Origin of the sequence: Chryseobacterium sp. WLY505 (genome assembly GCF_030846215.1) — a bacterium.
In the GTDB taxonomy this organism is placed as follows: domain Bacteria; phylum Bacteroidota; class Bacteroidia; order Flavobacteriales; family Weeksellaceae; genus Chryseobacterium.
In genome coordinates this window covers 737,844-764,421 of record NZ_JAVCWI010000001.1, presented here as the reverse complement: position 1 = coordinate 764,421, position 26,578 = coordinate 737,844, and the positions used below count along the sequence as shown (strand labels likewise).

At 35.5% G+C, this 26,578-nt stretch carries 20 protein-coding genes and 1 tRNA gene; 14 read left to right on the top strand and 7 right to left on the bottom strand.

The window, feature by feature from the left end; all coding sequences use genetic code 11:
• Window positions 1-268 precede the first annotated feature (268 nt).
• The 6 genes from RAH34_RS03475 to RAH34_RS03450 all read left to right on the top strand — a co-directional run bounded on the left by RAH34_RS03475 (window position 269) and on the right by RAH34_RS03450 (window position 8,916).
• Window positions 269-3,235, top strand: a complete 2,967-nt coding sequence (locus tag RAH34_RS03475) for a HAMP domain-containing sensor histidine kinase (protein ID WP_306595148.1) — start codon at window positions 269-271, stop codon at window positions 3,233-3,235.
• Window positions 3,232-3,846, top strand: coding sequence for a response regulator transcription factor (locus tag RAH34_RS03470; protein ID WP_306595147.1), 615 nt, complete (start codon window positions 3,232-3,234; stop codon window positions 3,844-3,846). The genes RAH34_RS03475 and RAH34_RS03470 overlap by 4 nt, the downstream gene beginning before the upstream one ends.
• A gap of 193 nt (window positions 3,847-4,039) precedes the next feature.
• A complete protein-coding gene (locus RAH34_RS03465) occupies window positions 4,040-4,864 on the top strand; it encodes a hypothetical protein (protein ID WP_114819341.1) in 825 nt (274 codons plus the stop codon).
• Between the two features lie 189 nt (window positions 4,865-5,053).
• Entirely contained in the window at window positions 5,054-6,472 is a 1,419-nt protein-coding gene (locus RAH34_RS03460) for an amino acid permease (protein WP_114819340.1), read from the top strand.
• A gap of 469 nt (window positions 6,473-6,941) precedes the next feature.
• Complete coding sequence (locus RAH34_RS03455) at window positions 6,942-8,048, top strand: agmatine/peptidylarginine deiminase (protein ID WP_306595146.1); 1,107 nt, start codon at window positions 6,942-6,944, stop codon at window positions 8,046-8,048.
• Between the two features lie 235 nt (window positions 8,049-8,283).
• A complete protein-coding gene (locus tag RAH34_RS03450; protein WP_306595145.1) occupies window positions 8,284-8,916 on the top strand; it encodes an HdeD family acid-resistance protein in 633 nt (210 codons plus the stop codon).
• A gap of 75 nt (window positions 8,917-8,991) precedes the next feature.
• On the opposite strand, the gene RAH34_RS03445 is transcribed toward RAH34_RS03450, so the two are convergent.
• Both RAH34_RS03445 and RAH34_RS03440 read right to left on the bottom strand, forming a co-directional pair.
• Window positions 8,992-10,530 (bottom strand): T9SS type A sorting domain-containing protein, encoded by a 1,539-nt coding sequence (locus RAH34_RS03445; RefSeq protein ID WP_306595144.1) that lies wholly within the window; start codon window positions 10,528-10,530, stop codon window positions 8,992-8,994.
• Between the two features lie 89 nt (window positions 10,531-10,619).
• Window positions 10,620-10,690 (bottom strand) — tRNA-Gln (locus RAH34_RS03440).
• 98 nt (window positions 10,691-10,788) lie between these two features.
• Between RAH34_RS03440 and RAH34_RS03435 the strand changes: the two genes are divergently transcribed.
• From RAH34_RS03435 to RAH34_RS03415, 5 genes are all read left to right on the top strand, one after another.
• Window positions 10,789-11,817, top strand: a complete 1,029-nt coding sequence (locus RAH34_RS03435; RefSeq protein ID WP_306595143.1) for an AMP-binding protein — start codon at window positions 10,789-10,791, stop codon at window positions 11,815-11,817.
• A gap of 38 nt (window positions 11,818-11,855) precedes the next feature.
• Window positions 11,856-12,248, top strand: coding sequence for an alternative ribosome rescue aminoacyl-tRNA hydrolase ArfB (gene arfB, locus RAH34_RS03430; RefSeq protein WP_306595142.1), 393 nt, complete (start codon window positions 11,856-11,858; stop codon window positions 12,246-12,248).
• A 48-nt stretch (window positions 12,249-12,296) separates the two neighbouring features.
• A complete protein-coding gene (locus RAH34_RS03425; protein ID WP_162800850.1) occupies window positions 12,297-12,938 on the top strand; it encodes an outer membrane beta-barrel protein in 642 nt (213 codons plus the stop codon).
• A 296-nt stretch (window positions 12,939-13,234) separates the two neighbouring features.
• The gene (locus tag RAH34_RS03420) at window positions 13,235-13,615 is read left to right on the top strand and encodes a GreA/GreB family elongation factor (protein WP_306595141.1); all 381 of its coding nucleotides are present in this window, start codon (window positions 13,235-13,237) and stop codon (window positions 13,613-13,615) included.
• A gap of 427 nt (window positions 13,616-14,042) precedes the next feature.
• Complete coding sequence (locus RAH34_RS03415; RefSeq protein WP_034673009.1) at window positions 14,043-15,014, top strand: deoxyhypusine synthase family protein; 972 nt, start codon at window positions 14,043-14,045, stop codon at window positions 15,012-15,014.
• A 381-nt stretch (window positions 15,015-15,395) separates the two neighbouring features.
• Here the strand turns inward: RAH34_RS03415 and RAH34_RS03410 are convergent, their stop codons facing one another.
• Window positions 15,396-15,542, bottom strand: a complete 147-nt coding sequence (locus RAH34_RS03410) for a hypothetical protein (protein WP_185144304.1) — start codon at window positions 15,540-15,542, stop codon at window positions 15,396-15,398.
• A gap of 73 nt (window positions 15,543-15,615) precedes the next feature.
• Between RAH34_RS03410 and RAH34_RS03405 the strand changes: the two genes are divergently transcribed.
• Complete coding sequence (locus RAH34_RS03405) at window positions 15,616-15,912, top strand: MGMT family protein (protein ID WP_034697384.1); 297 nt, start codon at window positions 15,616-15,618, stop codon at window positions 15,910-15,912.
• Between the two features lie 298 nt (window positions 15,913-16,210).
• On the opposite strand, the gene RAH34_RS03400 is transcribed toward RAH34_RS03405, so the two are convergent.
• Window positions 16,211-16,603 carry a helix-turn-helix transcriptional regulator gene (locus RAH34_RS03400; RefSeq protein WP_306595140.1) on the bottom strand — a complete coding sequence of 131 codons (393 nt, stop codon included), beginning with the start codon at window positions 16,601-16,603 and terminating at the stop codon, window positions 16,211-16,213.
• A 514-nt stretch (window positions 16,604-17,117) separates the two neighbouring features.
• Window positions 17,118-19,010 carry a molecular chaperone HtpG gene (gene htpG / locus RAH34_RS03395; RefSeq protein WP_306595418.1) on the bottom strand — a complete coding sequence of 631 codons (1,893 nt, stop codon included), beginning with the start codon at window positions 19,008-19,010 and terminating at the stop codon, window positions 17,118-17,120.
• Window positions 19,011-19,161: 151 nt separating this feature from the next.
• Here htpG and RAH34_RS03390 point away from each other — a divergent pair, with 151 nt between their 5' ends.
• Window positions 19,162-22,056 carry a S9 family peptidase gene (locus RAH34_RS03390; protein WP_306595139.1) on the top strand — a complete coding sequence of 965 codons (2,895 nt, stop codon included), beginning with the start codon at window positions 19,162-19,164 and terminating at the stop codon, window positions 22,054-22,056.
• A 141-nt stretch (window positions 22,057-22,197) separates the two neighbouring features.
• On the top strand, window positions 22,198-23,631 hold the full coding sequence (locus RAH34_RS03385; RefSeq protein WP_306595138.1) for a hypothetical protein: 1,434 nt from the start codon (window positions 22,198-22,200) through the stop codon (window positions 23,629-23,631).
• A 252-nt stretch (window positions 23,632-23,883) separates the two neighbouring features.
• Here RAH34_RS03385 and recA read toward each other — a convergent pair whose 3' ends face one another.
• On the bottom strand, window positions 23,884-24,885 hold the full coding sequence (gene recA / locus RAH34_RS03380; RefSeq protein ID WP_034694853.1) for a recombinase RecA: 1,002 nt from the start codon (window positions 24,883-24,885) through the stop codon (window positions 23,884-23,886).
• A 442-nt stretch (window positions 24,886-25,327) separates the two neighbouring features.
• Window positions 25,328-26,518: an oxygenase MpaB family protein gene (locus tag RAH34_RS03375; RefSeq protein ID WP_306595137.1), complete on the bottom strand. Its 1,191-nt coding sequence runs from the start codon at window positions 26,516-26,518 to the stop codon at window positions 25,328-25,330.
• Window positions 26,519-26,578: the final 60 nt, after the last annotated feature.

Sequence of the window (26,578 nt, the reverse complement as noted above, 5' to 3'; positions counted from 1 at the left end):
TAATTACATTGAATTAACATAAAATAATGATCTCCCCGCACAGAAGGAGATCATTTTTTTTGCGAACAAAAAAGACTGTGTTTTCAGTATGCCTGATGACCATGACATTGATGAGGGAACAAATGTTTGGTTTTTCAAATGTATTGTAATGAATCCATTATTCATATTTAATTATGTAGAAAAAAATTCACATAATTGTGGATAAATATTTACAATAAATTTAATTTTCTATAATATATTTGTCTTAAATATAACGCTGCCCTACTGAATGAAGCTTCTTTACTTTATTTCACTTATTTTTTTTCTATGTATCAAAGGGCAAGGTTATACTACCCAATGGTATAACACGGATAATGGACTTCCTCAAAACAGTATTAAAGATATTGTAAAAGATAGATATGGTTTTATCTGGCTGTCTATGGAAGGCAGAATTGTACGGTATGACGGAAGCAATTTTGTTCAGTATAATAATTTCAAACTTAAAAATTTAAGCTTCGGTGATTTTTTTGGCAACATCAGAAAAGACAGTATTACGATCAGTAATGCAGGAGAAAAAGATTTTTTACTGATCTCTCAGCGAAGGCCTGATATTATTTTACCTGACATGGTTTCTGGTTTGGAAGGTACAGTACAACAGAAAATCTATAAGCGACTTGTTAAAAATAATATTACCGTACGATTTATTTCTTATATCGATTCTTATTTTATCCGGATGGATACTGGTTCTTACTATTTTGAAAATAATGGAATTACTTATGTTGATAAGATAAGTAAGAAAACCACAAACATTGATCTGAAATTTCCACATCGCAAGTTGAGAAGATTATTTATTCATGGAGATTATGTTTTTATCCCTGACGCTGATAATAAAAAGATACTTCAGTTGTATCAGGGGAAATATTCCTATATCAATGCTCCGTCAATGTATACTGATGCTGATACTAAAATCTATTGGCAGCAAATCACCGGACAGGTGTTCATCATCAGGCATGGTAAGATATACAGAAGTGATTTTTCGGATGGAAAGCTGAGGCTGAATTACCTGTTGGATTATAAGGATATTGATAAAGAAATTTCCGGAGCGATGTTTTATGATGAAGCAGCGAAGAAATTATACATCGGGAGTTCTATTAATGGGCTTAAAATTTTAAGCCTGTCCGATTTCTCGGTGTCCAGAAAAAAATTACCTTATCAGGATGAGGTGTGTTATGCCGGGATTTCTTATAGCGGTAATTCCATTCTGACTCAGGAAGGAATAAGATACTATCCGAATACTTCAGAAAGAATATTTCCGGCTTCTCAATCTTATGATAAACGATATATTTTGCAGGATAACACCGGAAATCTGGTTTATCGGGAGAATAATGCTATCCATATAAGGTACAAGAATACAGGATTTACAAAATATGATTCTATTTCTTTTCAAAATAAGGAAATTGATGGTCTGTATAAAAGTGGAGGATTGTATATGGCATCACTTGTCAGTGGAAAAGAATCTTATCTCTATCTGTTTAAGCAAGATCGTTTTAAAGAAATTGAAAGAATTATTCCCTGTAAAGATAATATAGATGCTGTTTTAAGATATAACAAAGATCTGCTTTATCTGGGAAGCAGCGGCGGAATCTACGTTTACTCTCTTACCGGAAATAAAACGGAGAAGCTGATCGGAAAAGGTCTTCCTGTAAAACAAATCATCCGGACCAAAGATGGGAATATCTGGTTTACAACATACAACAGAGGACTTTATTTGATAAAAGATCAAAAAGCGGTCAGAGTTCCATCCGATAAAAATGATTTCCTGGCGAATGCCCATTCTTTGATGGAGGATAAAAATTCCAACGTATGGATTTCTTCCAATAATGGGTTATTTAGAGTCAATAAAAATATTCTTATACAATACATGAAAGCTCCGAAAGGAGACATTACTTATTACCGTTACACCAAAAAGCAGGGACTGTCGAATAATGAGTTCAACGGAAGTGCCAATCCATGTGCTCATGAACTGGAAGATGGGCAGCTTGTGTTTCCTTCTATGGAAGGTTTTGTGTTTTTTAATCCCGAAAATATTAAAACCTATTACCCCGGAAGTGGGGATGTTTATCTTGAAAGGGCAAGAGTGAGGGGAAAAATGGTTCAGTTGAAAAACAAACTTTTTCTGGAATGCGGTTATAAAAATGCAGAAGTTTACATAGATGTTCCTTACTATTCAGATCTGGAAAATATTTATTTGCAGGCTAAACTTGATACTGAAGACAGTTCATGGACAAATATCAAAAATGATAAAACTTTCCGGATTGCTGCTATTGAACCTGGTACTTATAATCTTCTCGTCAGGTTTTTATCTTCCGAAACCGGGCAATTCGTTTATAAAACATTCCCTGTAGAAGTGGAAGCCTATTTTTATCAAACCTTATTCTTTAAAATCCTGATTGCAGGGAGTATTATTTTTATTATTCTGGTGATTGTTCAGACGCGAACGAATTTTCTGAGACTGAAAAATAAAGTATTAAAAAATACCCTTGATCATAAAGATAAAGAACTGCTTGAAACCAATAATAAACTGAAAAATGAATCCGATTATCAAAAAAAACTGGTCGAAAGCATCAGCCACGATATAACTACTCCTGTAAAGTTTATTGCTCTTCTTTCACAGGAACTCAACCAGTCGGAAGATCCGAAAACACAGAAAAAATATTTTGACAGCATTTATAAAACCTCAGAACAGCTCTATAAATTTACGTTAAGTCTTAAAGAATATACAGAACTATACAAACAACAAAATAGTGCGGAAGAAGAGTATTCCATCTATGATCTTATTGAAACCAAAAGATTATTATTCGAAGAAATTGCAGCTCAGAAAAATACATTTATTTATAATTTTTGTGACCATCAACTTAAGATTAAACTCAATAAGAATGTTCTCCTCGCAGTTTTCCACAATATCATAGATAATGCGGTGAAAAATACTTCAGACGGAGAAATTACCATCACATCAGCTTTTACAGGAACACATATAGAAATCAATATTGCTGATACCGGTACCGGAATGTCCGATGAACAGAGAATGTATTATTCCGGGTTGTTCAAGAAAAAAGAGAATGAGCATATGATTTTTAAAAATTATGGTTTAGGCCTTCATATGGTTGTTCAGCTGCTCATAAAGATGAATTCCGAAATGACTTTCCATCAAAATACTCCGAAAGGAACACTCATTAAAATCCTTATTAAAATATGACAAAAAAAATACTTATTGCAGACGACCATCATGTGGTGAGAATCGGTACAGCCATGATTCTTGAGAAAAATTTTAATCATTTTGAAGTTGATTTTGCAGAAACTTATGGCGAAACAAAAAAGAAAATTGAATCCGAAAAATATGATCTGGTCATTCTTGATATTGAACTTCCGGGAAGTCTTTTCAAATCAATGGTCAAAGAGATTAAAGAAATCTCTGAAAATACTATTATCCTCATATTCACTTCTTACAAAGAAAATATTGCATTGCAATACATTGAAGAAGGGGCCAACGGGTTCCTGAATAAACAGAGTGATCCCGAAAATTTTGTCAAAGCAATTGAATCTCTTTTTAAAGACGGACATTATTATACACCGGAGCTCATGAATGAATTGCTGAAGGGAAATACAAAGCGAAAAGCAATTGAAAACCTATCCGAGAGAGAACTGCAGGTTTTTAATCTTCTGGCAAAAGGAAATGGAAACCTTGAGATTGCCAATGCTCTTGACATTGAGGAGTCCACCGTAGGAACTTATAAAAGAAGGGTTTATCAGAAATTAAAAATTACCAATTTGGTTGAACTGCTGGAGATCTACAGCGAAATTCATTAATACCGTCTCTTTAAAGTCATAATATCATTACAATCTTGTGGAAAAATTCGTACAGAATATGTTCGTTAAATAGTTGTTTTTAGCGGTAGGTTAGCACCTCATTAACTTCTGTTAAATAGATGAAGCTAATGGAAAAGTATGTTACAAACTAAGGTACTTTTTTCGCAAAAAATAACTTTAAAAACCAATTTTAATGAAAAAGATTTATGTTATGATGTTAGGAGCCTTTGCAACCTTCACCTTTGCACAGGTTGGATTGAACACTCCCAATCCCCGGGGAATGTTTCATCTGGATGGAAAGAAAAATAATGAAACCTCAGGCCCTGTAAGTATTGCCAATCAGGCAGATGATGTCGTGATGACTGCCGATGGTCACGTTGGAATTGGGAATAATAACCCGGCATCGAGTTTAGATATTAAAACTCAAGGAACATTAGCCGCTCCGGTATCAGGAATAAAAATTACAGATGGAGCGCAAAACGAAAATTATGTCCTGACTTCTGACGCCAACGGAAACGGCTTGTGGAAACCTGTAAGGCTTACAGTGGTAAGAGGAACAAACGGAACCGGGATTGATATTCCTTTCACTTCCACCGGAACATTTCAGTATACCGGCTCTTATATTGATCTGCCTCAGGGAAAATGGCTGGTTACAGTACAACAGCTTATTATCCCTACAGGGACGGCATTAACCAGTGATCAATGGATGTGGATAAGGACAAGCTTTTCAGATCAGCCTACTATTAATCCGGGAGATACTGCTAATATTTCAGGAGATATTTTTGAAGCACCTGTGTTAGTAAGCGGGCTTATTCAGGGGCCTACAGCACCTTCACTTACAAGATTTTCCATTATTCAGGGAAGTCTGATTGTGAATAACTCATCTGGTGCAGTCAAAAGATATAAATACATTGCCGGAAATAACGTGATTGGAGGTGCTGTGTCAGCTGGTACTTTTTTTCAGGGTTTTGGAGGTAACTATTCAGAAAATATTATTTATGCTGTACCAACAAACTAAACGATCGATACTGATTTAAAAGCTCTTCCAGAAGAAGATCAATGATTTTATTATTTATGCGCAGAAAAAGCCTTAGCAAACTGTTAAGGTTTTTTCTTGTCTGCCTGACTGCAAATTCTCAATTTACCCCATGGAATGTGAATTTCTCTCAAAAGTTTTTATATATTTAGCGACCGAATAATTCATTCAATGAGCAACGAAAATAAAACAGGACAAAACGAGACTTTAGTTAGAGGATTAACAAACCGACACATACAATTAATTGCCCTTGGAGGTGCCATAGGAACAGGGTTATTTCTGGGAATTGGACCCGCTGCAGTACTGGCTGGACCCTCTGTAATCTTAGGCTATGCATTGGCAGGAATTATTGCCTTTTTTATTATGCGTCAGCTGGGTGAGATGGTAGTTCAGGAACCTGTTTCGGGAAGTTTTAGCTACTTTGCCTACAAATATTGGGGAAATTTCCCTGGATTTGCTTCAGGATGGAATTACTGGATTCTCTATATTCTGGTAAGTATGGCGGAACTTACCGCTATCGGACATTATATTCATTTTTGGTGGCCGGAAATACCACTCTGGGTTTCCAGTTTATTCTTCTTTATAGTTATTAATGCACTTAACCTGGCTTCTGTAAAGGTGTATGGAGAAACAGAATTCTGGTTTTCCATCATCAAGGTAGTCGCAATTATTGCCATGATTGTTTTCGGAGTATACCTTTTAATAAGCGGTACAGGAGGAGAAAAAGCTACCATTACCAATCTTTGGAATGACGGTGGATTTTTTCCAAAGGGATTATTTAATAAAACAGAGAACGGATATTCTGGATTATTTGCAGCCATGGCGATGATCATGTTCTCATTCGGAGGTCTTGAGCTTATTGGAATTACTGCTGCAGAAGCAAAAAATCCGGAGAAAACCATTCCACAGGCAACCAACCAGGTGATTTATAGAATCCTTATTTTCTATGTAGGAGCTTTGGTTATCTTATTTTCATTAAGTCCGTGGAGAGATATTACAGAAGGATCAAGCCCGTTCGTAATGGTATTTCAGAATTTAAATGGTCTTGAATTCAGCCTTTTTGGTAAAGTCATTCAGTTCAATACATTAATTGCAAATGTGCTTAACCTGATTGTTTTAACAGCTGCTTTGTCTGTATACAACAGTAGTGTTTACAGTAACAGCAGAATGCTTTTCGGATTGGCTCAGCAGGGAAATGCACCGAAATTTCTGAAAAAACTGAATAAAAACTCAGTACCTACCAACGCAATCATTATTTCATCATGCTTTGCAGGGATCTGTATTATCATCAATAAATTAGTTCCGGAAAAAGCTTTTGAATATCTGATGGCTTTAGTGGTGTCTACTTTGATCATCAACTGGCTGATGATATGCTACACCCATTTAAAGTTTAAAAAATCAATCAATGCAGAAGGAATTCAATCCAAATTTCCGTCTATATTTTACCCGATATCCAACTATATCTGTATCGCATTCTTAATCCTGATCTTAGGATTGATGAGCATTACAGGAATGGAAATCCAGGTAATTTTGATTCCTGTATGGATTGGATTTTTGTTCGTGATGTACAAGTTATACAAGCCAAAATAAAAATATAAAACAGATCTAAACATGTTTTAAGAGGTGGAAATCAAATGATTTTCACCTTTTTTGTTTTTATTTTCAGTACATTAGAATAGGAAATAGGACGATCTGTATTGATTTCACTGCATGAAAAGAATGTCAATTTAGGACAAGATTTGTTTTTTTGAGAGACCTAATTTTGTACCCGTCAATCATCACAATGATGAACTTGCAATGTGCAACTTAAAAAGACAAATAGAATGAAAAATGTATTTCTCCTCATCTTATTATTTCCTTTTTGTGCCATTCACAAATTTCTGTGCAGGTGTATGTTGGAAATAAAGAGATCGAACTTCAGGGAATTTATAGTAAATATTTTAGCAGAAAATGGAATTATTTCACCTCTGGAACCATTAGCCACGTATATGAACCAAAGAAAATTAATCCTGAATTTTAACCAATTTCGGTGTTTTTATAGGAAAGAAATTTTAATGATATGAAAAAATTATTCACACTCACTTTAGTATTGAGCTCTATATTCTATATGGCACAGACAGACTATCATTTTCCCGAAGAATCTTCAAAACATGAAGGAACGTGGCTTCAATGGCCGCATCATTATCAACACGGAATGACTTACCGTAAAAGGGTAGAGCAGACATGGGTGGACATGACAAAAGCCCTTCAGTCTGGCGAGAAAGTTCACATTATTGCCTATAATAATGAAGAGAAAAACAGAATTATCCGTCTTTTGGAAGAAAACAAAGTTCCTATGAAAAATGTTGATTTCAGAGTGTATCCTACCGATGACGTATGGATCAGAGATAACGGTCCTGTTTTCGTAAAAGATAAGAAAGGAAATGTTCTTATTGAAGATTGGGGATTCAATGGCTGGGGCGAAAAATTTGATTTTGAAAACTGTGATGAAATTCCACGAAAGATAGGCTCAGACCTTGGGATCAAAGTCATCAATCTGAATGATGAAATGGTGAATGAAGGAGGATCTGTGGAAACGGATGGAAACGGAGTTTTAATGGCTTGTAAAAGTTCAGTCATCAGTCAGCAAAAAGTAGCTACCAGAAACAAAGACATCACGCAGAAAGAGGCCGAAGAAATGTTTGAAACCTACTACGGAGTTTCAAAAGTGATCTGGCTGGATGGAGTAACCGGATTGGATGTTACCGATATGCACATCGATGGTTTTATGAAATTTATCAATCATCAAACCATGATTACCATGAAAGGAGATGAACTTCTTGATCTTGGGCTTTCAGAGAAAGATGTCAACACGCTTTATACAGCCACCAATATAAACGGGAAAGAATATAAAAAAGTTTACGTTCCGGCAACCAAAAACAAAGTGAAAACAGCCTACGGAAAACAACTGGACGAAAAAGGTTCTTATGTAAATTATTACGTAGCAAATACAGTGGTGTTGGTTCCCAACTATGGAGATCCTAATGATGCCATTGCCAACAAGATTATTCAGGATCAGTATCCGGATCGAAAAGTAGTAGGAATAGATGTAAGAAACCTGTATGAAAACGGAGGAATGATTCACTGTGTAACCCAGCAGCAGCCTGCCGGAAATGCAGCACGATAAATTAAAATAACAAAGTATTTTTTTACATCAGTCAGTTAGAATCAATTGAATAAATTAATTCCATCTGATTTTTTTACCATAACAATCACTGAATACGAAAGGTTTTTCGGTTATTTTTCGTATATTGGTAAGAGGTTATATTTCAAATTCAGGTGAATATTATAATCTGTTTGAAATACCTGCGGAGAAGCCGAAAACCGTTACAAAAAGTAGGCAGGACCAAAAAAAGACACCTATGGCCAATTTATTTCAGACCCTTACCAATACCGTAAAACATTGGTACATTCCTTTAATCTTCGGAATTCTTTTCCTTATCTGTGGTTTTTATGTATTCAGTGTGCCTCTGGCAACGTATGTCACTCTTTCTATTTTTTTCAGTGTTTCCTTTTTATTTTCAGGAATTACCGAAATATTCTTTTCCTTACAAAACAGTAAATCCCTGCAGGGCTGGGGCTGGTTTCTGGTAAGCGGATTACTAACAACGGCAATAGGAATTTACCTTATTGCGAATCCTCAGATTTCCATGACAGTACTTCCATTTGTGATCGGGTTTACTTTGTTGTTCCGTTCCTTTCAATTATTAGGATTTGCATTCGACCTGAAAAGCATGAGAATAATGAGCTGGGGAAATGTAGCCATTGCCAGTGTGGGAGGAATTATCTTTTCTTTACTGCTGATATTTAATCCGGTGTTTACAGGATTCTCATTGGTTACCCTTACCGGGGTTGCTTTTATCTTCATGGGAATTGCTTCCATTATGCTGGCTTTAGACTTAAGAAAAGTCAAAAAAATTCCGGGAAAAGTAAGTCAGGAATTAAGGGATAGAATCAAATCAATACAGGAAGAAATTGATGATCTTAAAAAATAAAGAATATTACCTCAATAAGCAAAAACCATCCTAAAAAGGATGGTTTTTATTTTAAGTAAGGCAAATATCTGTTATTTATTTCTTAATTAATTTTAAAGATTGCTTGTCTCCTTTTTTAGTTTCAAACCGAATCATATAATTCCCTTTTTCTAATCTTTGAATATCAATTTGTTCATTGAATATCGATGAACCATTTTGAACTATTTTCCCGGACATATCAAAAATACTGTACTCAAAACTTTCATGACCCTGTTTTTTACTTTGTATGCTAATATGATCCCCGGCCGGATTAGGGTAAAGAATAAAAGCATAATTATGATCTTTTGCAGAAACCTCATCCAGTCCTAGGAAACCACTGTTAAACTTTGTCAGAAAAGATTTGGAGCCATGTGTTACACTGCCGCCGGAATATACAAGAACCAGTGAGCCGTCATTCAGGTTAAATAATTTTTTAATATAGTCAGCTCTTAGCGATGTAGTGGGTGGTGCAGCCATAAAATACTGAAAACCGGCACTTGATGTAGTATAATCAATACTTCCATTTGCATTCAGTCTGGTTACAAATAATTGTGCAATAAGATTCGGGGTACCATTATACATATTCGTTATACCTCCTGTTACTATTATTTTTGAATTGGGCAATACGGTAATTTGTCCCAATGACAATTGCTGTGCAGTGGTAAAGTGATAATCAGGTGTTCGTCCGTTATTAGAAAATCCGGAAACAGAAGCGCCATCTGAAATTTGAATTTTAGACAAAAAGAAAGTATCTCCGTATATGCCATTTTTACTGTGCAGTAATAAAATAGAATTATCAGTATAATTATATTCAAAATTTCTGGCAACAGAACCTTGCGTATTAGGAATAAAAACAGAACCATTAGTACCAAATGTAGAATCGTATGTGCCGTCAGGCAGTCTTCTTTCGATATAAGAATCTTCTGTGTAGGTTAATGTATTGGTTTTGGTTCCCGCCATTACCAGTTTCCCATCATTCTGAATATAAAACTTTTTGGGATAAAACGTATTAAGCGATAACTTTCCATTGGTTCCGAAATTGTTATCAATGACTCCGTTGGAATCTACTTTTACCATATAAGAACCCATGTTGGAAATAAGAAGGTAGCTGTTTCCATTCTGATCTACTGCAAAATCATCTGCTGTACCGTTTTGACTTACAGATTGAGTGGTAAAACCATTAGTTCCAAAACTCGTGTCTAAAGAACCGTCAAGATTAATTCTGGTTAGAAACCAATCATATAAACTGTGGGTTGGAGTAGCATTTACCCTTCCATAGATCAATATTTTATTATTATTTAAAATAACTTTTTTGATAGATTCGCTTTTATCCAATGAATTGCTGCCCATATCATAATCCTTCTCTCCGAAAGAGCTATCAAGAATTCCGCTTTGATTTACCTTTCTTATAGTGATAGAGCCCGTGGACGTTGCTGTAATGAATTGGCCATCCGGAAGTATCACAGCATCCGATGTTTCTCTGAAATTATCATACATACAATAACCGCCATTTCCGAAGGTAGGATCCAGGCTAAAGCTTTGGGCATTCAGAATAATACTGATGATTGAAAAGAATAAGAAATAGTGTTTTTTCATAGTTATAGTTTTAAATTGTTTATTCTGATTTCACTCAGAAACATAGGATAGGAATAAAAACAAAAACCACCCTTAAAAAGAGTGGTTTGTAGACTCACAGGGATTCGAACCCCAGATGACTGAACCAAAATCAGTAGTGTTACCGCTACACCATGAGTCTGTTTGTTTTAGTGGTGCAAATTTACAGCTTTTTTCTTTATATACAAGAACTTTTTGAAATTTTTTTTAAATTTACTGTAGAATTTATTTACAGAAAACATGCTGATAGACTTCAATAATCTCAATATTAATCAATTATCATTCGATACCGGATTTGAAAAGAAAGTGAAAATTTTTCTGGAAGAATGGTTTTCAGAAAAAACAGGAGTAAATGTCCAGACTTCAGGTTCTACCGGAGTACCGAAAATTTTTGAAATTGAAAAAAAGAAAATGGTCAATTCTGCTATAATGACCTGTAATTTTCTGGGATTAAAAGAAGGTGATACGGCATTGCTTTGCCTGCCTGTGGAATATATTTCTGGGAAAATGATGATTGTGCGATCAATAGAAAGGAAATTACAATTAAAAATTGCTGATCCCTCTTTAAAACCTGTTGAAGATCTGGAAGAAGAAATAGACTTTTGTGCTATGACCCCTCTTCAGGTAGAAAACTCACTGGAAAAGCTCCATCTGATTAAAAACCTGATCATTGGTGGAGCCGCCGTTTCAGAAAGCCTGAAAAATAAAATTCTACAGATGAACCTTAGCCCTTCAAATCGTATTTTTGAAACCTATGGAATGTCTGAAACCCTTTCCCATATTGGTTTGAAACAATTGATGCCTGAGCAGGAAGATTATTTCACCGTTTTTGAAAATGTATCCATTTCTTTGGATGACAGAGGTTGCCTGAAGATCTTTGCTCCGAATGTAAATGCTGAAGAACTGCAAACTAATGATTTAGTTGATATTAAGAACGGGAAACAGTTTAAATTTCTGGGAAGAATAGACAACGTGATCAATTCCGGAGGGGCAAAAATTTTCCCGGAAACGCTTGAAGCACTTGTGAAAAAAGAGATTTCTAACGAAGCGGTCTTTATTGGATTGCCAGATGAGAGTTTGGGGCAGAAATTGATATTGGTTATAGAAGGAAGTGAATCTGATGAGGTAATGAAAAAAGTTTTGGAAATACCTTTTGAGAAAAATTTTCACAGGCCAAAAGAAATTATTTTCATCAATGAAATTCCAAGAACTCCCAACGGAAAAGTAAATCGGTCAGAATTATATAAAAGTATAAACGTACATTTATAATCTTGACTTTTGATTTTATTATCTCAAAATTTAAAAAAATGAAAGACTTTTCAAAAGAACTCAGCTTTAAAACTTCCCGCAGCAGTGGGGCAGGAGGACAGAATGTTAATAAAGTGGAGACAGCTGTTACCGTACTTTGGAAAGTAGATGCTTCAGAATTTTTTAATGAAGATGAAAAAATCTTGATTCAGCATAAACTGAAAAACAGAATCAATGCAGATGGCTTTTTATTTCTCTCAGTTTCTGAAAGCAGAACCCAGCTGATGAATAAAAATAAGGCGATTGAAAAAATAATCGAAATTGTAAATAAAGCCCTCATTGTTCCCAAAAAGAGAACCGCAACGAAGCCCTCAAAAGGGCAGAAACAAAAAAGACTGGATAATAAGAAAAAGCTTTCAGACAAAAAAGAAAACAGACGTTTCAGGTTTTAATTGGTTTCTCCAGCAGAAAATTTTATTTTTGCCGGAAACTTTAAAACCATGATAAAAAAATTAATCTTGGCTGGAGTATTCTCAATCTCCACCATGTCTTTCGCTCAGAAATTTTCTATCAGACCTTCCGTAGGATACGCATGGAGAACAGCAAAAACAATTTCCGGACTTAGCAAGGAAGAAAAAGACTATGTAAAAGACCTTAAAAACGGACTGAACTTTGATATCGCTGCCCATTATGAGGTAAATAACGGGTTTGGACTTGGGGTAAAATATTCTCATTACAGTGCATCCAGTGACGGGTTTTTGCTTGGCTATGTAAATGGAATGCCTGTATCTGTTCCTGTGACCACAAAGGATAATATTACTTTTTTTGGAGTTTCCGGACTGATTTCAAATGATAATTCGCCGACCAGACATAAAGTATTTGCAGATATTGCATTGGGAGTACTCTCTTATACTACCAAAACAGGAGATGTAAAAGGTACAGGAAGTACTTTCGGGGCAGAAATCGATTTTGGTTACCGATATCAGATCAGTAAAAACTTCCTTATTGGGCCAAAAGTTGGTTTAAGCGGTGGTACTCTGAATAAAATGAAGTTTAACGGTGTAACCTATAAATTTGATGATGATCAAAAAGAAGGTTTACATAGAGTTTCTTTAAGTGCAGCTGCTACATTCCGTTTTTAAGCCGTATATTTGTTAGAATTAATAATAATTGATAATGACAGCAACAATCTTTTTATCTGCAGAACACCGCCGGTCAGGATTGCTGCTGTCTTTACTTTATCTTCATACAGATTCTTTTCTGAAAAGTTCTAAGGACTTCATTATCTAAGCCCTGTCAGGATCCAAGACAGGGAATCAATCCGGATTTTATCTATCACTTTTTTGCAGTTTTCTAGAGAAGAAGGCTGTCATACGTCTGTATTCTACATTGGATCGTCAGAGAATAACTGCATTTTAATTAAAAAAATAATGAAAAAATGTCCAATCATATTATTGTAACTACTGGAATTTATGATGCTATAAAAGATACACTCAGAAGAAAAAAAGTGAGTATCGCAGAGGAAAAAAGATTAGCTGAAGAGCTTAGAAAAGCAAAACAGGTACTGAGAAGAGATCTTCCTGCCGATATTGTAACGGTTGAAAGAAAAGTAACATTAAAAGACCATACATTAGATTTTGAACACGAATATATTTTTGTGGCATCTAGCAAAGAAAAGCTTAAAAAAAATAAACATTCCATCCTGTCAGATATTGCTCTTGCAGTAGTAGGGTATAAAGTAGGAGATATTATCAACTGGCCTTTCAAAGACGGAGAAAGAAAAATCGAGATCCTGAAAGTGGAAAGCTGGGAAGGATAAATCTTTGTTGAATACTATAAGGTTGAATTACAATGAAAGTGCGGCTCATTTCGGGCTGCGCTTTTTTTATAGGAGGTCAATATTGGAAAACCTAAAGGCACTATTTTTTTTGACATGGCTCTTGCTTTAAGACGCAAAGATTTTATCTCTCGCAGATTTTGCTGATGACGCAGATCATAAAAATCTGCGTAATCAATTTGATCTGTGGGAATATTTCAATAAAAATGAAGCTCCATCCTTGCTAAAAATCTTGGATTTTTTTGCGCCTTAAATATTCACAAAGTTTTAAAACCCTTTGCGCCGTTGCGTTTTCCAACTTATACCTTCCCAATTTAACAAATGATAAAAAATACTCCTCTATCACACTTTCTTCAAGTGCTTTGATTACATTCCGTTTTTAAGTTTTATCTTTGCAAAAATTTAAAAAATGAGCAAACCGATAACTGAATTCATAGAAAAGTATTACCTGCACTTCAACGCAGCTGCATTGGTGGATGCTTCTAAAGGATATGTTGCACATCTTAAAGATGGCGGAAAAATGATGATTACTTTGGCAGGAGCAATGTCTACTGCTGAATTAGGGAAGATTCTTGCTGAAATGATCCGTCAGGGAAAAGTAGATTTTATCTCTTGTACAGGTGCTAACCTTGAAGAAGATTTAATGAATCTTGTAGCACACTCTCACTATGAAAGAGTTCCTCATTATAGAGATTTAACAGCTCAGGATGAGTGGGATCTTTTGGAAAGAGGTCTGAACAGAGTTACAGATACTTGTATCCCTGAAGAAGAAGCTTTCAGAAGATTACAAAAACATATCGTAGAGATCTGGAAAGATGCAGAAGCTAAAGGAGAAAGATATTTCCCTCACGAATTCATGTACAAAATGATCCTTTCAGGAGTATTGGAGCAGTATTATGAAATTCCTAGAGAAAACTCTTGGATGATTGCTGCTGCAGAAGCCAACTTACCAATCGTAGTTCCGGGATGGGAAGATTCTACAATGGGTAACATCTTCGCTTCTTACTGTATCAAAGGAGAGCTTAAAGCGACTACAATGAAATCAGGAATCGAATATATGACTTACCTTGCTGACTGGTATACTAAAAACTCAGGAGGAAAAGGAGTTGGGTTCTTCCAGATTGGTGGAGGTATCGCAGGAGATTTCCCTATCTGTGTGGTTCCGATGTTATATCAGGATATGGAAATGCATGACATTCCTTTCTGGTCTTATTTCTGCCAGATTTCTGATTCTACAACATCTTACGGTTCATATTCTGGAGCTGTTCCAAATGAAAAGATCACTTGGGGTAAGCTTGATATCACTACACCGAAATTTATCGTTGAAAGTGATGCTACGATCTGTGCACCATTGATGTTCTCTTATATCTTAGAAAACTAAGAACAAAATTCTCGTCAGAGATTACCATATCAGCGCTTCAATTCATTTGGAGCGCTTTTTTATTTTAGGATTGAAAAATAGATTTGTTCTGAAAACTAAAAACAATTTGAACCATTAAGAGTATTTAAGTTTTTTCTTAATGGTTGAAAAAGTGGAATATAGTATTCCCATAGATCACACGAATTGCACAGATTTTTATGATCTGCGTCATCAGCAAAATCAGCGGGAGATAAGGAATAAAAACACAGCCTACAATTTTATCGGAGATAAAATCCTCGCGCTTTAAAGCAGGAGTCATGTAAAAGAACTAGCGCCTTTGCGTTTTCCAAAAGATATACATAAAAATCTGTGAAATCTCCGCGATCTGCGGGAAAATAAAAATCAATCCAAAGAATTCACCAGCACAAAATAACGATACGCCAGAATTCCCTTTTCCATCTTAGTGAGATGATTAGGATCTTTACTACTCAGTTTCGGAAGAACTTTTTTATTAACGGCATTCAACAGCCTGAAAAATGATTTTTTCATATCTTTATTTTTTAATGAAACATCATTGAGTTTAATAGAATTCAAAAATGATGCAAAAATATAGAAAACAGATATGGACGAGATTTTCAAACAGCAGGTTTACGAAGTGGCAAGACTTATTCCCAAAGGAAGAGTATCCACTTATGGTGCTATAGCCAAGGCGGTTGGTTATCCTAATCATTCCAGGCATGTAGGAAAAGCTATGGGAGGGTGTCCAAAGGATGTTCCTGCTCACCGGGTAATTTCCAGTTCAGGAGTTCTGTCTGTTCCGGAATTTCAGCCTAAGCTGGAAGCTGAAGGAATCACTGTGGAAAATCTTAGAATAAAAAATTTCAAAAAACTGTTCTGGGATCCGTTGGAAGAATTGTAAATTTTAAGTTTTGGAAACAATAGGTTTTTAACGCAAAGTTTCTATTTATAAAACGTAATATTTTTAAGGGAGCAAAGGCATAATCAATTTCATTGATTCTTATTAAGCAAACGCATCATTTACCACAAAGCTTCATCAGTGACAAAGTTGCAATTCTTTGCCTCCTGAAATAAAAACATTCGAATCATTAATTCTTTGCGTCAAAAAAATAGTACTAATTAGAGTCTATCACAAAAAAAATGTCACTCCATACATTAATATGAAGTGACATCAATATTTTATACAGTTTCAAGCCATCTTATTTTCTTGCTCCTGAGATACTTTTCAGTTCTTCTTTCAGCCTTTCATTTTCCTCTTTTAACAGAGCTATATAGTTTTGTAGATTTTCAATGATAGCTCCCGGAATATTATCATAATTATTCTGGTTAGTAATTACTCCTGCAGAAGATGATCTGTCATTAAATACAGGATGATCATTATTGATAATTACTGCAGGTTCATCCTCTTCATAAATATCCTCAAACGGTACATCCAGAAAACGGGCAAGTTTATCCCATTCATCTTTTACAATTCTTACATCACCGCTTTCTTTTCTGCTGTAATTGGATACATCCGTTGCGATAAAGTCAGCTACCTGTTGTTGAGTATAGCCTTTTTGCTTTCTGATGACGCGTAATTTTTCTTTTTGCATGACCGACATTTTATACAAAAATGGCAAAAAAGCAGAAGCTATACAATAAAAAGTAGAAAAAAGTATGCGGTAAAGAATAAGATTAAAGATAAAATGAAACCAGGCTTAAAAACACAAATACTATCTGATGTAATTGTTGAAAATTTTCTTCTTGCTAGTCATTCACTTAATGATAATTTCTGATTGATCAAAGATGATGGTAAGAGCAGTTATTTAAACCTGATAGGTTTCTAAAACCTATCAGGTTTTTATTCATTATGAAAATTTAAAGCGCAATAACATTTCAACTTATTAAATATTCCCACAGATCAAACTGATTACGCAGATTTTTATGATCTGCGTCATCAGCAAAATCAGCGGGAGATAAAAAATAAAAACACAGTCTAAAATTTTATCGGAAATAAATCCTTGCGTCTTACAAAACATAGTATTCAAAAAAATAGTGTCTTTGCATTTCTCCAACCTTTCTTCAGATAAAAAAAGACTGCTTCAAATTGAAACAGTCTCGTGTAATTTATTTTTCAAGTTGCTTATAGCTTCTCTGTATAAAATCTGTAAGGTCTTTTCCTTTCAGTAAGTTTTGTGAAAGCTTGGCAAGATCCAGAGCATATTTGATTAAACTTTCCTTCTCTTCAGCATTCTCAGTTTTTAAGATCTGATTGGAAAGCTCACTGTTTGAGTTCACCACAAGATTATACATCTCCGGGAAACCTCCCATTCCGAACATACCGCCTCCGCCTGTCGCCTGCATTTCCTTCATTCTTCTCATAAATTCTGGTTGGGTAATCGTGAACGGAGCATCACTGCTGTCAAGATCTTCAAGCTGAACCGTAAACTTAGTATCCTGAATCGCTTCCTCTACATTCTTCTTCAAAGATTCTTTTTCCGTTTCATTCAGTTTTGAAATTACCGGCTCATCTTTTTTGATCAAATTATTAACATGATCAGCATCTACTCTTGCAAACGAAATATTTTCTTTTGAAGTTTCCAGTTTCTGAATCACGTGTGAAATGATAGGAGAGTCTAATAGCAGAACTTCATATCCTTTATCTCTTGCAGACTGAATGTAGCTATGCTGTTCATCCGCATTGGTAGCGTACAGTACAACCAGTTTGTTATCCTTATCGGTTTGAATTGGCTTGATTTTCTCTACCAATTCATCCCAAAGGAAGTACTTACCGTCTGTGGTAGGATATAATGTAAATTTGTCTGCCTTTTCCGCAAATTTTTCTTCAGTAACGATTCCGTATTCGATTACAACCTTGATGTCATTCCATTTTTGTTCATAATCTTCACGGTTTTCATTGATCAGAGAAGCCATTTTGTCGGCTACTTTTTTCGTGATGTAAGATGAAATTTTCTTTACAGCACCGTCTGCCTGAAGATAAGAACGGGAAACGTTCAACGGAATGTCCGGAGAATCAATTACCCCTCTCAGCAACATCAGGAAGTCAGGAACAATCCCTTTTACTTCATCTGTAACGAATACCTGATTTTGATATAATTGAATTTTATCCTTGTCGATATTCAAATTGTTGCTCAGTTTCGGGAAGAACAAAATTCCGGTAAGGTTGAAAGGGTAATCAACATTCAGGTGGATATTGAATAATGGTTCTTCAAACTGCATTGGATACAGTTCGTGGTAGAACTTCATATAATCCTCATTGGTCAGTTCGTTTGGAGCAATCGTCCATGCCGGAACCGGATTGTTGATGATATTGTCTACCTCTTCCGTTTCAGCCACAGCATCTTCAGGAGCGTCTTCCGGTAAAGGAAGTGTATGGGTTTTCGTTCCGAATTTGATCGGAACAGGCATAAATTTGTTATACTTTAATAGCAGTTCACGGATTTTTGCTTCTTCTAAAAATTCTACAGAATCTTCAGCAATATGAAGGATGATTTCAGTTCCTCTGTCTGTTTTATCAGTAGTTTCTTCAAGGGTAAATTCCGGGCTTCCATCGCAGATCCAACGTACTGCCGGCTCATCTTTGTAAGATTTTGTAAGAATTTCTACCTTTTCTGCCACCATAAATGCAGAGTAGAATCCAAGACCAAAATGTCCGATAATTCCTGAATCTTTAGCCGAATCTTTATATTTTTCAAGGAATTCTTCAGCCCCTGAGAAAGCAACCTGGTTGATGTATTTTTCAACTTCTTCACCTGTCATGCCAATACCTTGGTCGATGATGCGTAAAGTTTTCTGGTCTTTGTCAATTTTAACTTCAAGTTTCGGATTTCCGTATTCCACTTTTGCTTCACCAATGCTTGTTAAATGTTTTAATTTTAAAGTAGCATCAGTGGCATTAGAGATTAGCTCTCTTAAAAATATTTCGTGGTCACTGTAAAGAAATTTTTTGATAAGCGGGAAAATGTTTTCCACAGATACATTAATATTTCCTTTAGTCATCATATTTAGATTTTTAATTTTAAAATCTTTCTCAAAAAAAATACCATGCAGCAGAAAGTGACAGAATGGCATTTTTTCAAGCCGAAAGCAATTCTGTTATGTGGATTTGTCAAAGAAATACCTTACTTTTAATTCTTAAAATATTTTAAAAATGAAGTTGAAATGTACAGTTTTTATTCTGCTCATCATGACCTGTTTCGTGTATGCACAGAAGAAGCCTTTAGACCACTCTGTTTATGACAGTTGGCAAAATATCGGCTCGAGAAAAATCTCCAATGATGGAAAATGGGTTGCCTACTCTGTGGATGCTCAGGAAGGAAATTCTAACCTTTCTTTATTTTCTGTTAAAAATAAAACAACAAAGAAGTTTGAAAGAGCTGCCAAAGTGGATTTTACGAATGATTCAAGATTTGCTGTTTTTCAAATCCGTCCTCAGTATAAAGATATTAAGGCGGTAAAAGATAAAAAACTGAAAAAAAATAAATTAACAAAAGACAGCCTTGCTATTGTTGATTTCGTCAATGATAAAACAGAGAAAATTCCTAATGTAAAATCGTTTAAAATTCCTGAAAAGGCAGGTTCATATGTTGCTTATCTTCTGGAAAATACAAAAGATAAATCTTCGGATGATGCTTCTGATAAAGAAGATGGAGATGAAAATAAAGAGGAAGACAAAAATGTAAAACCATTACAACTGGTAGTGCGAAATCTATTGGACGGAAAAAGTACAACCTATGATAATGTGATACGCTACGAGTTCAGTAAAAATGGAAAACAGCTTGTTTTTGTAACTAAGAAGCCAGACGAAAAAAAGGATAAAAAGGAAGGAAAAGAATCAACAGATGAAAAATCTGCAGATAAAAAAGATACTGACAAATCAAAGCCTAAGAAATATGCATTGCAAACTGTGCAGGTAGTTGATCTGCCAAAAGGAACTGTGAATAAAATTTCTGAAATGGAAGGTGATTTTTCCCAGTTATCTTTTGATGAAAATGGAAACCAATTGGCCTATGTAGGTACTTTTTCTGCACAGAATGATCTGGTGAAATTATATCAGTTGTATTACTTTAATTTTAAAGGAAATAAAAAAGAAATTGTCACCAATGAGAATGCTCAGATGAAAAAGAATTGGGTGATTTCTGAAAATAGATTACCTCTGTTCAGTAAAAATGGAAAACAGCTGTATTTTGGTGTTGCTCCAAAGCCTGTGGCAAAAGATACAGCAATGATTGCGAATGACCACGCGGTAGTAGATGTCTGGAATTATAAAGATGACTATTTGCAGACCGTACAATTAAAAGAACTGAAAAATGACCTGAAGAAATCTTACGCTGCAGTAATGCAAACAGAAAAACCGGATTTCTTTAGAAATATTGATGGAGAGGACTTAGATACTTTACGATTAGTGAATGAAGGAAATGCAGAATTTGCATTGGGAATTACCAGTATCAACAACCGTATTTCTTCACAATGGGAAGGCGCGACAAAGAAAACCTATTTTCTGATCGACAATAAAACGGGAGACAGAACAGCAATTATTAAAAATCTGAATGGAGCAGCAGCTATATCCCCGCAAGGAAAATTTGTTGTCATCTTTGACAGAGAAAAGGGGCAGTGGCTGTGTTATAATGTGAAAACAAAACAAACCCTTCCATTAAATACAGGCTTACCTGTTTCCTTCGTTGATGAGGAATTTGATATGCCGGATTTCCCAAATTCTTACGGGATAGCATCGTGGACAGATAATGATGAATCTGTGATTATCAGAGACCGTTATGATCTTTGGGAGTTTTTCATGGACGGTTCAAAAAAGCCGAGAAATATTACCAATGGATTTGGCCGTAAGCATAAAATAACATTCGATACTTACGATTTGGATAAAGATATTAAAAGCTTAAGCCGAAAATCGACTATTTATTTATCAGCGTTTGATAATACAACCAAGGCGAATGGTATTTTTAAAACATCCATTCAGAAGAATTCTGATCCTGTAAAAATTCAGATGGAAAATGTCTGGGGATACAGAACTCTTCAAAAAGCAAAAAATGCTGAGGAATATATTTTGGTAAAAGAATCGTATACAGATTCTCCCAATATTTTTGCAACATCAGATTTCTCAGAACAACAAAAACTGAGCAATACCAATCCTCAGCAAAATCAATATAACTGGGGAACAGATGAATTGGTAAACTGGACAACACCCAAAGGAAATACTTCCACAGGAGTTTTATACAAACCGGAAGATTTTAATCCAAATAAAAAATATCCGATGATTGTTTATTTCTACGAAAAGCTTTCGGATAATTTAAATCGTTATGTTGCGCCGGCTCCTACGCCTTCAAGATTAAATATTTCTTATTTTGTGAGCAACGGATATCTGGTTTTCACACCTGATATTTCTTACACAGATGGTTTCCCGGGAGAATCTGCCATGGAATACATTAATTCAGGAGTTGAAAAGTTAAAGCAAAATTCCTGGGTAGATGGTACTAAAATAGGAATTCAGGGACAAAGCTGGGGAGGTTATCAGGTAGCCTATCTTATTGCTCATACCAATATGTATGCGGCTGCATGGAGTGGTGCTCCTGTTGTCAACATGACTTCTGCCTATGGAGGAATCCGATGGACTTCAGGAATGAACAGGCAATTCCAGTATGAAAAATCGCAGAGCAGACTAGGAAAGAATTTATGGGAAGCTCCGGAGCTTTATATTAAGAACTCACCGCTTTTTACCATTGATAAAGTACAAACTCCGGTAGTTATTATGAGTAATGATAAAGATGGAGCAGTGCCCTGGTATCAGGGAATTGAAATGTTTACTGCATTACGCCGTCTCGGAAAACCAGTATGGCTTCTGAATTATAATGGTGATGATCATAACCTTGTGAAACGCCAGAACAGAAAAGATATTCAAATCCGCGAACAGCAGTTTTTTGATTACTATCTTAAAGGTGCTAAAGCTCCGGTCTGGATGACAAAAGGAATCCCGGCAACCCAAAAAGGAAAAGATTGGGGATTTGAGCTGACAGATGATAAACCTAATTAATAAAATTCCGGCGGAGCCAAAGGCTCCGCCGGAATTTTTCATTATAAAAGCAATAAAGAGCACACTGACACAATGGCATTTTTTTTATGTTGGGTCTGTTGAGCACTTTTATTATATTTACCGCCAATTATAAATAACAGTATGGGAATCTTTGATTTTTTTAAGAAGAAAAATAACAGTCAGGAAAATGTGAGTACTCCGGTTCAGGAAATGGAAATGCCAGAGGAAAAAATAGTAGAGGAAGTGGTGGAAGAAGTTGTGGAAACAATACCGGAAATTCCTTCGCAGCCGGTAGAAGAGCCGAAAGTAAATGAAGAATATGAAAAAATCAGGATTTATAATGATTATATCGTGTATTCTATAGCCCTTCAGCTAAGAGGAGAGTATACCCCTCTTTCTGCTTTTGAAAAAGAAAATGGCGAGGTAGAAGGCTTTGCCTATATGGTAACTGAAGATGCTTATGCACTTTCTCCACAACAGGCGATTGCACAGATGGAAGAAAAGTTCGAAAGTGAACTTCAGGAAGGAAAGATTAAATCTTATGTGATCCTGTATCATTCTCAGTTTGATCATAACGGTAATCATACTCCGGCTATTCAGGAAGGAGAATTCAAGGGAATTTCACTTGCTTATCACTTTGCCGGTGATGAAAAGAAGAAAACAGGATTGCCTTATGTTTTCGAAAACCAAAATATTACTTATAAAGGTTTTGCAGAGTTTTCTCATGAAGAAAATAATGCGATTATGAATCATCAGTTGATTGAGGGACAAAATTATTTCCAGAATACGGAGGGAATTGCAGCGCCTGAAACAACCAATGAAGCAGGAATTATCATCAGAAAGTCCAATGTTCATAATCTTATGAATACATGGAGTGGGATTTTTGGTCATCAGAATTTCCAGACTAAAGATTACGGTCAGTATCTGAATGCTATTCTTACACAGACAGAGTCTTCTGATCCATCAATGGATATTAAGAGCAAAACAGAATTTGATGGGGTAAGGTTTAAAACTATTGTAACACCGGAATTAAGTATGATCGTTCCGGAAGTAACAACGGATTATACATTGGATTTTGAAACAAGATCAATCAGAGAATGGGAAAATGCATTGAATTTGCAGGCAATTGTAGCAGGACCTGCCAGAGAAACTTTTGGGGTTTGGTTCTTTGCGACAGATTATGCTGAAAACAGAAACACGTACATGACTCAGCCTCATCTGAAAGTAAATGTCAGTGGAATTTTGTTCATTCTTGATATTCACACCAATACTGATTTGCCAGATGGGAATAAAATGAGTGAGGATTTCACAACGTATGCACCAAGTCAGGACCTGCCTAATTATGCATGTTTCGATTTTATTGGTCAGGTAGTAGACTTTAAAGAAACAGAATTGCTTGAAGACGGAAGTGTTAAAGGGTATATTCTGAAACTGAAATTGATCACGAATGAAGAGCGTGAAGATTTCTTTACCATTGATGCTTTTGTGAACAAAGAGAATATGAGATTTGAAACTCCAACAAAAGGAATGAAAGTGACCGGAGCACTTCAATTGCAAGGTAAAATTGCTGAATAATTTTTTTAAAATATAAAATCTCAAAGAGGTTGTTCTACGGAATGACCTCTTTTTTATTTTCTGATCCTTTATTTAAACGCATCGTTAATGAAGCTTTGTGATAAATGATGCATTTGCTTAGTAAGAATCAATTTATTGATTCAATCCTTTGCCTCCTCAAAATTGTACCGCCTATAAATAAAACTTTGCGTTAAAAAAAATGACAACAAAAAAGGCAATCCGAAGACTGCCTTTTCTATATTTTCTGAAAAATTATTTGTTTTTCATTTCTTCCTTGATCTTACCTTCCAATTCTTCGGCAAGATCCGGGTTATCTCTTAAAACATCTTTTACAGCATCACGTCCCTGACCCAATTTAGTCTCTTCGTAGCTGAACCAAGAACCACTTTTCTTCACGATTCCCATATCTACAGCAGTATCAAGAATTTCTCCTACTTTAGAAACACCTTCTCCATACATGATATCGAATTCTGCCTGTTTGAAAGGAGGTGCTACTTTGTTTTTCACAATTTTCACTTTCACACGGCTACCGATAGCTTCGTCACCTTGTTTGATTGGTGCACTTGCTTTTCTGATATCAATTCTTACAGAAGCGTAAAACTTCAGGGCGTTACCTCCGGTAGTGGTTTCAGGGTTCCCGAACATAACACCGATCTTTTCTCTCAACTGGTTGATGAAAATCACGGTACATTTTGTTCTTGAAATAGTAGCGGTAAGCTTTCTTAATGCCTGAGACATTAATCTTGCATGAAGACCCATTTTGGAATCTCCCATTTCACCTTCGATTTCTGCTTTTGGTGTAAGAGCGGCTACAGAGTCAATAACAACGATATCAATAGCTCCTGAACGGATCAAATTATCTGCAATTTCTAAGGCCTGCTCACCATTGTCCGGCTGAGAAATGATCAGGTTTTCAAGATCAATTCCTAATTTCGCAGCATACGTTCTGTCGAAAGCGTGCTCTGCATCAATGAATGCTGCAATACCACCTGCTTTTTGAGCCTCCGCAATAGCGTGAAGGGTTAATGTTGTTTTACCTGAAGATTCAGGACCATATATTTCAATGATTCTTCCTTTTGGATATCCGCCTATTCCTAAAGCAATATCTAAACCTAAAGAACCGGAAGGAATTACCTCAATAGTATTGTCTATAGATTCGTCACCTAAAGTCATTACCGTTCCCTTTCCATATGTTTTATCTAGCTTGTCAAGCACTAAAGCGAGTGCTTTTTTCTTATCATCAATGTTACTCATCTCTATTAAAATAATTTCTCAAAAATACATAATTTATAGATCAAAAGCTAATATTATTTGTCTCTGAAAGCTATTTTTAAAGTTAAAAAATGATAAAATTTTACAGCTGATCTCATTCATTACGAAGCACATGCGGAATGTGGTATCTAAAGTGTTTTTAAATGTTTTTTACTTTAGTAAGATGAGTTGTTTTTTTGTGTGAAATCGCAAAGGCGCAATTCTTTTGCTTTAAGGCGCAAAGATTTTATCTCCAATAAAATTGAGTAGTGTATATGTTTTTTACCTCACGCTGATTTTGCAGATAACGCAGATCATAAAAATCTGTGCAATTCGTGTGATCTGTGGGAATATTTTAATAAAAATGAAGCTCCATTCTTCCTGAAAATCTAATATTGAGCGAGTCGAAATGTTCTTGCGCCTTGGCGATCTCCAACAATTACTTTTAATGAAAATTTGAGTTTTTAGTGATGGCAAGATAATCTTCCAGTACTTTCATCTGATCCTTATTTCCTCTTTGTATTCTCTTTTCACGACTGACCAGTTGATCATAAATTTTATTGAAAAGTATTTTCGATTTTGGAAACAGATTTCTGAAAGGAACTTCCGGAATTTGTAATCTTTTACATACTTCGTCATCCAACAAAAACCAGGTACAGCAGACGTGCAGATATTTTAAATTCTTTCTTTGAAATCCATATTTTAAAATAGGATTTTCCAGTGATTCATCCAGAAGAGAGTGAGCCAGCAGAACAGAATCTTTATCCGAAGGGGGCTGAACAGAAGTCCATAAATAAAAATATTCCGTTGCATGTTTTTTATCATCAGGAAGAAGCTGTTCCGGAATTCCCAGAAGATACCCTACATATTTCCAGAGATGAAAAATTCCCTGTTCCTCTTCAACAGAAAAACGATTTCCCAATTTCTGAAGACTATGAAGGAATACCAGACTGAACCCAATATACGTTGCCATCATATCCCACGAATTGATGGGTTCTCCCCAGTTTTCGGTATCCCAGTCTTTATAATGTTTTTTAATGGAAAGTCTTGCATAGGAGTGGATCAAACGGGTTTTTATGGCAAATTCATATCCTTTTGCATGAATTTCCAATGCGTTGTATCGGGTAGCATTTACCCAAAAATCCAATGTTTCAGAAAGACGTTTTACCGCTCCTTTTTTCAATGCCTCTGTGACAATAAGCGGTTTGTTGAGGTAAGCATAATCATAGCCGCCGATCAGACAGTAATCCCTTAATGAAATTAATGAATCAAGATTGCTTCTCATGCATAGTTCAGCACCGCTTTTAAGCAGATTATAATCCAGCCAGTCCGGAACTTTTTGAGTCTGACTGAAAAGCTTTTTTACACTTTCAGGAACATCATCAGTTTCCGAAACTCCATTTCTGATATAGTGTTCAATCTCTCTTGAAGCCTCATGAAATTTTTTAGTGAAATAAACATCTTGTACCACCTCATCACCAATTTTATCCACATGATGAAAATAGGGAGCAAATTTTTCAAAGTTTTTAAAACTTACCTCTGCTCCGGAAAATTCAATAAGCTGCTTTCCGTTACCATGTTCCCAAAAATCTCTGAAATGGGGGGCGTTTTTAAAACGGGGTTGTATCATGTTCATTCCTTTACCTATAAAAGTACAAGTTTTATGCTGAAATATTCTGGTGAGATTTATCAGGGT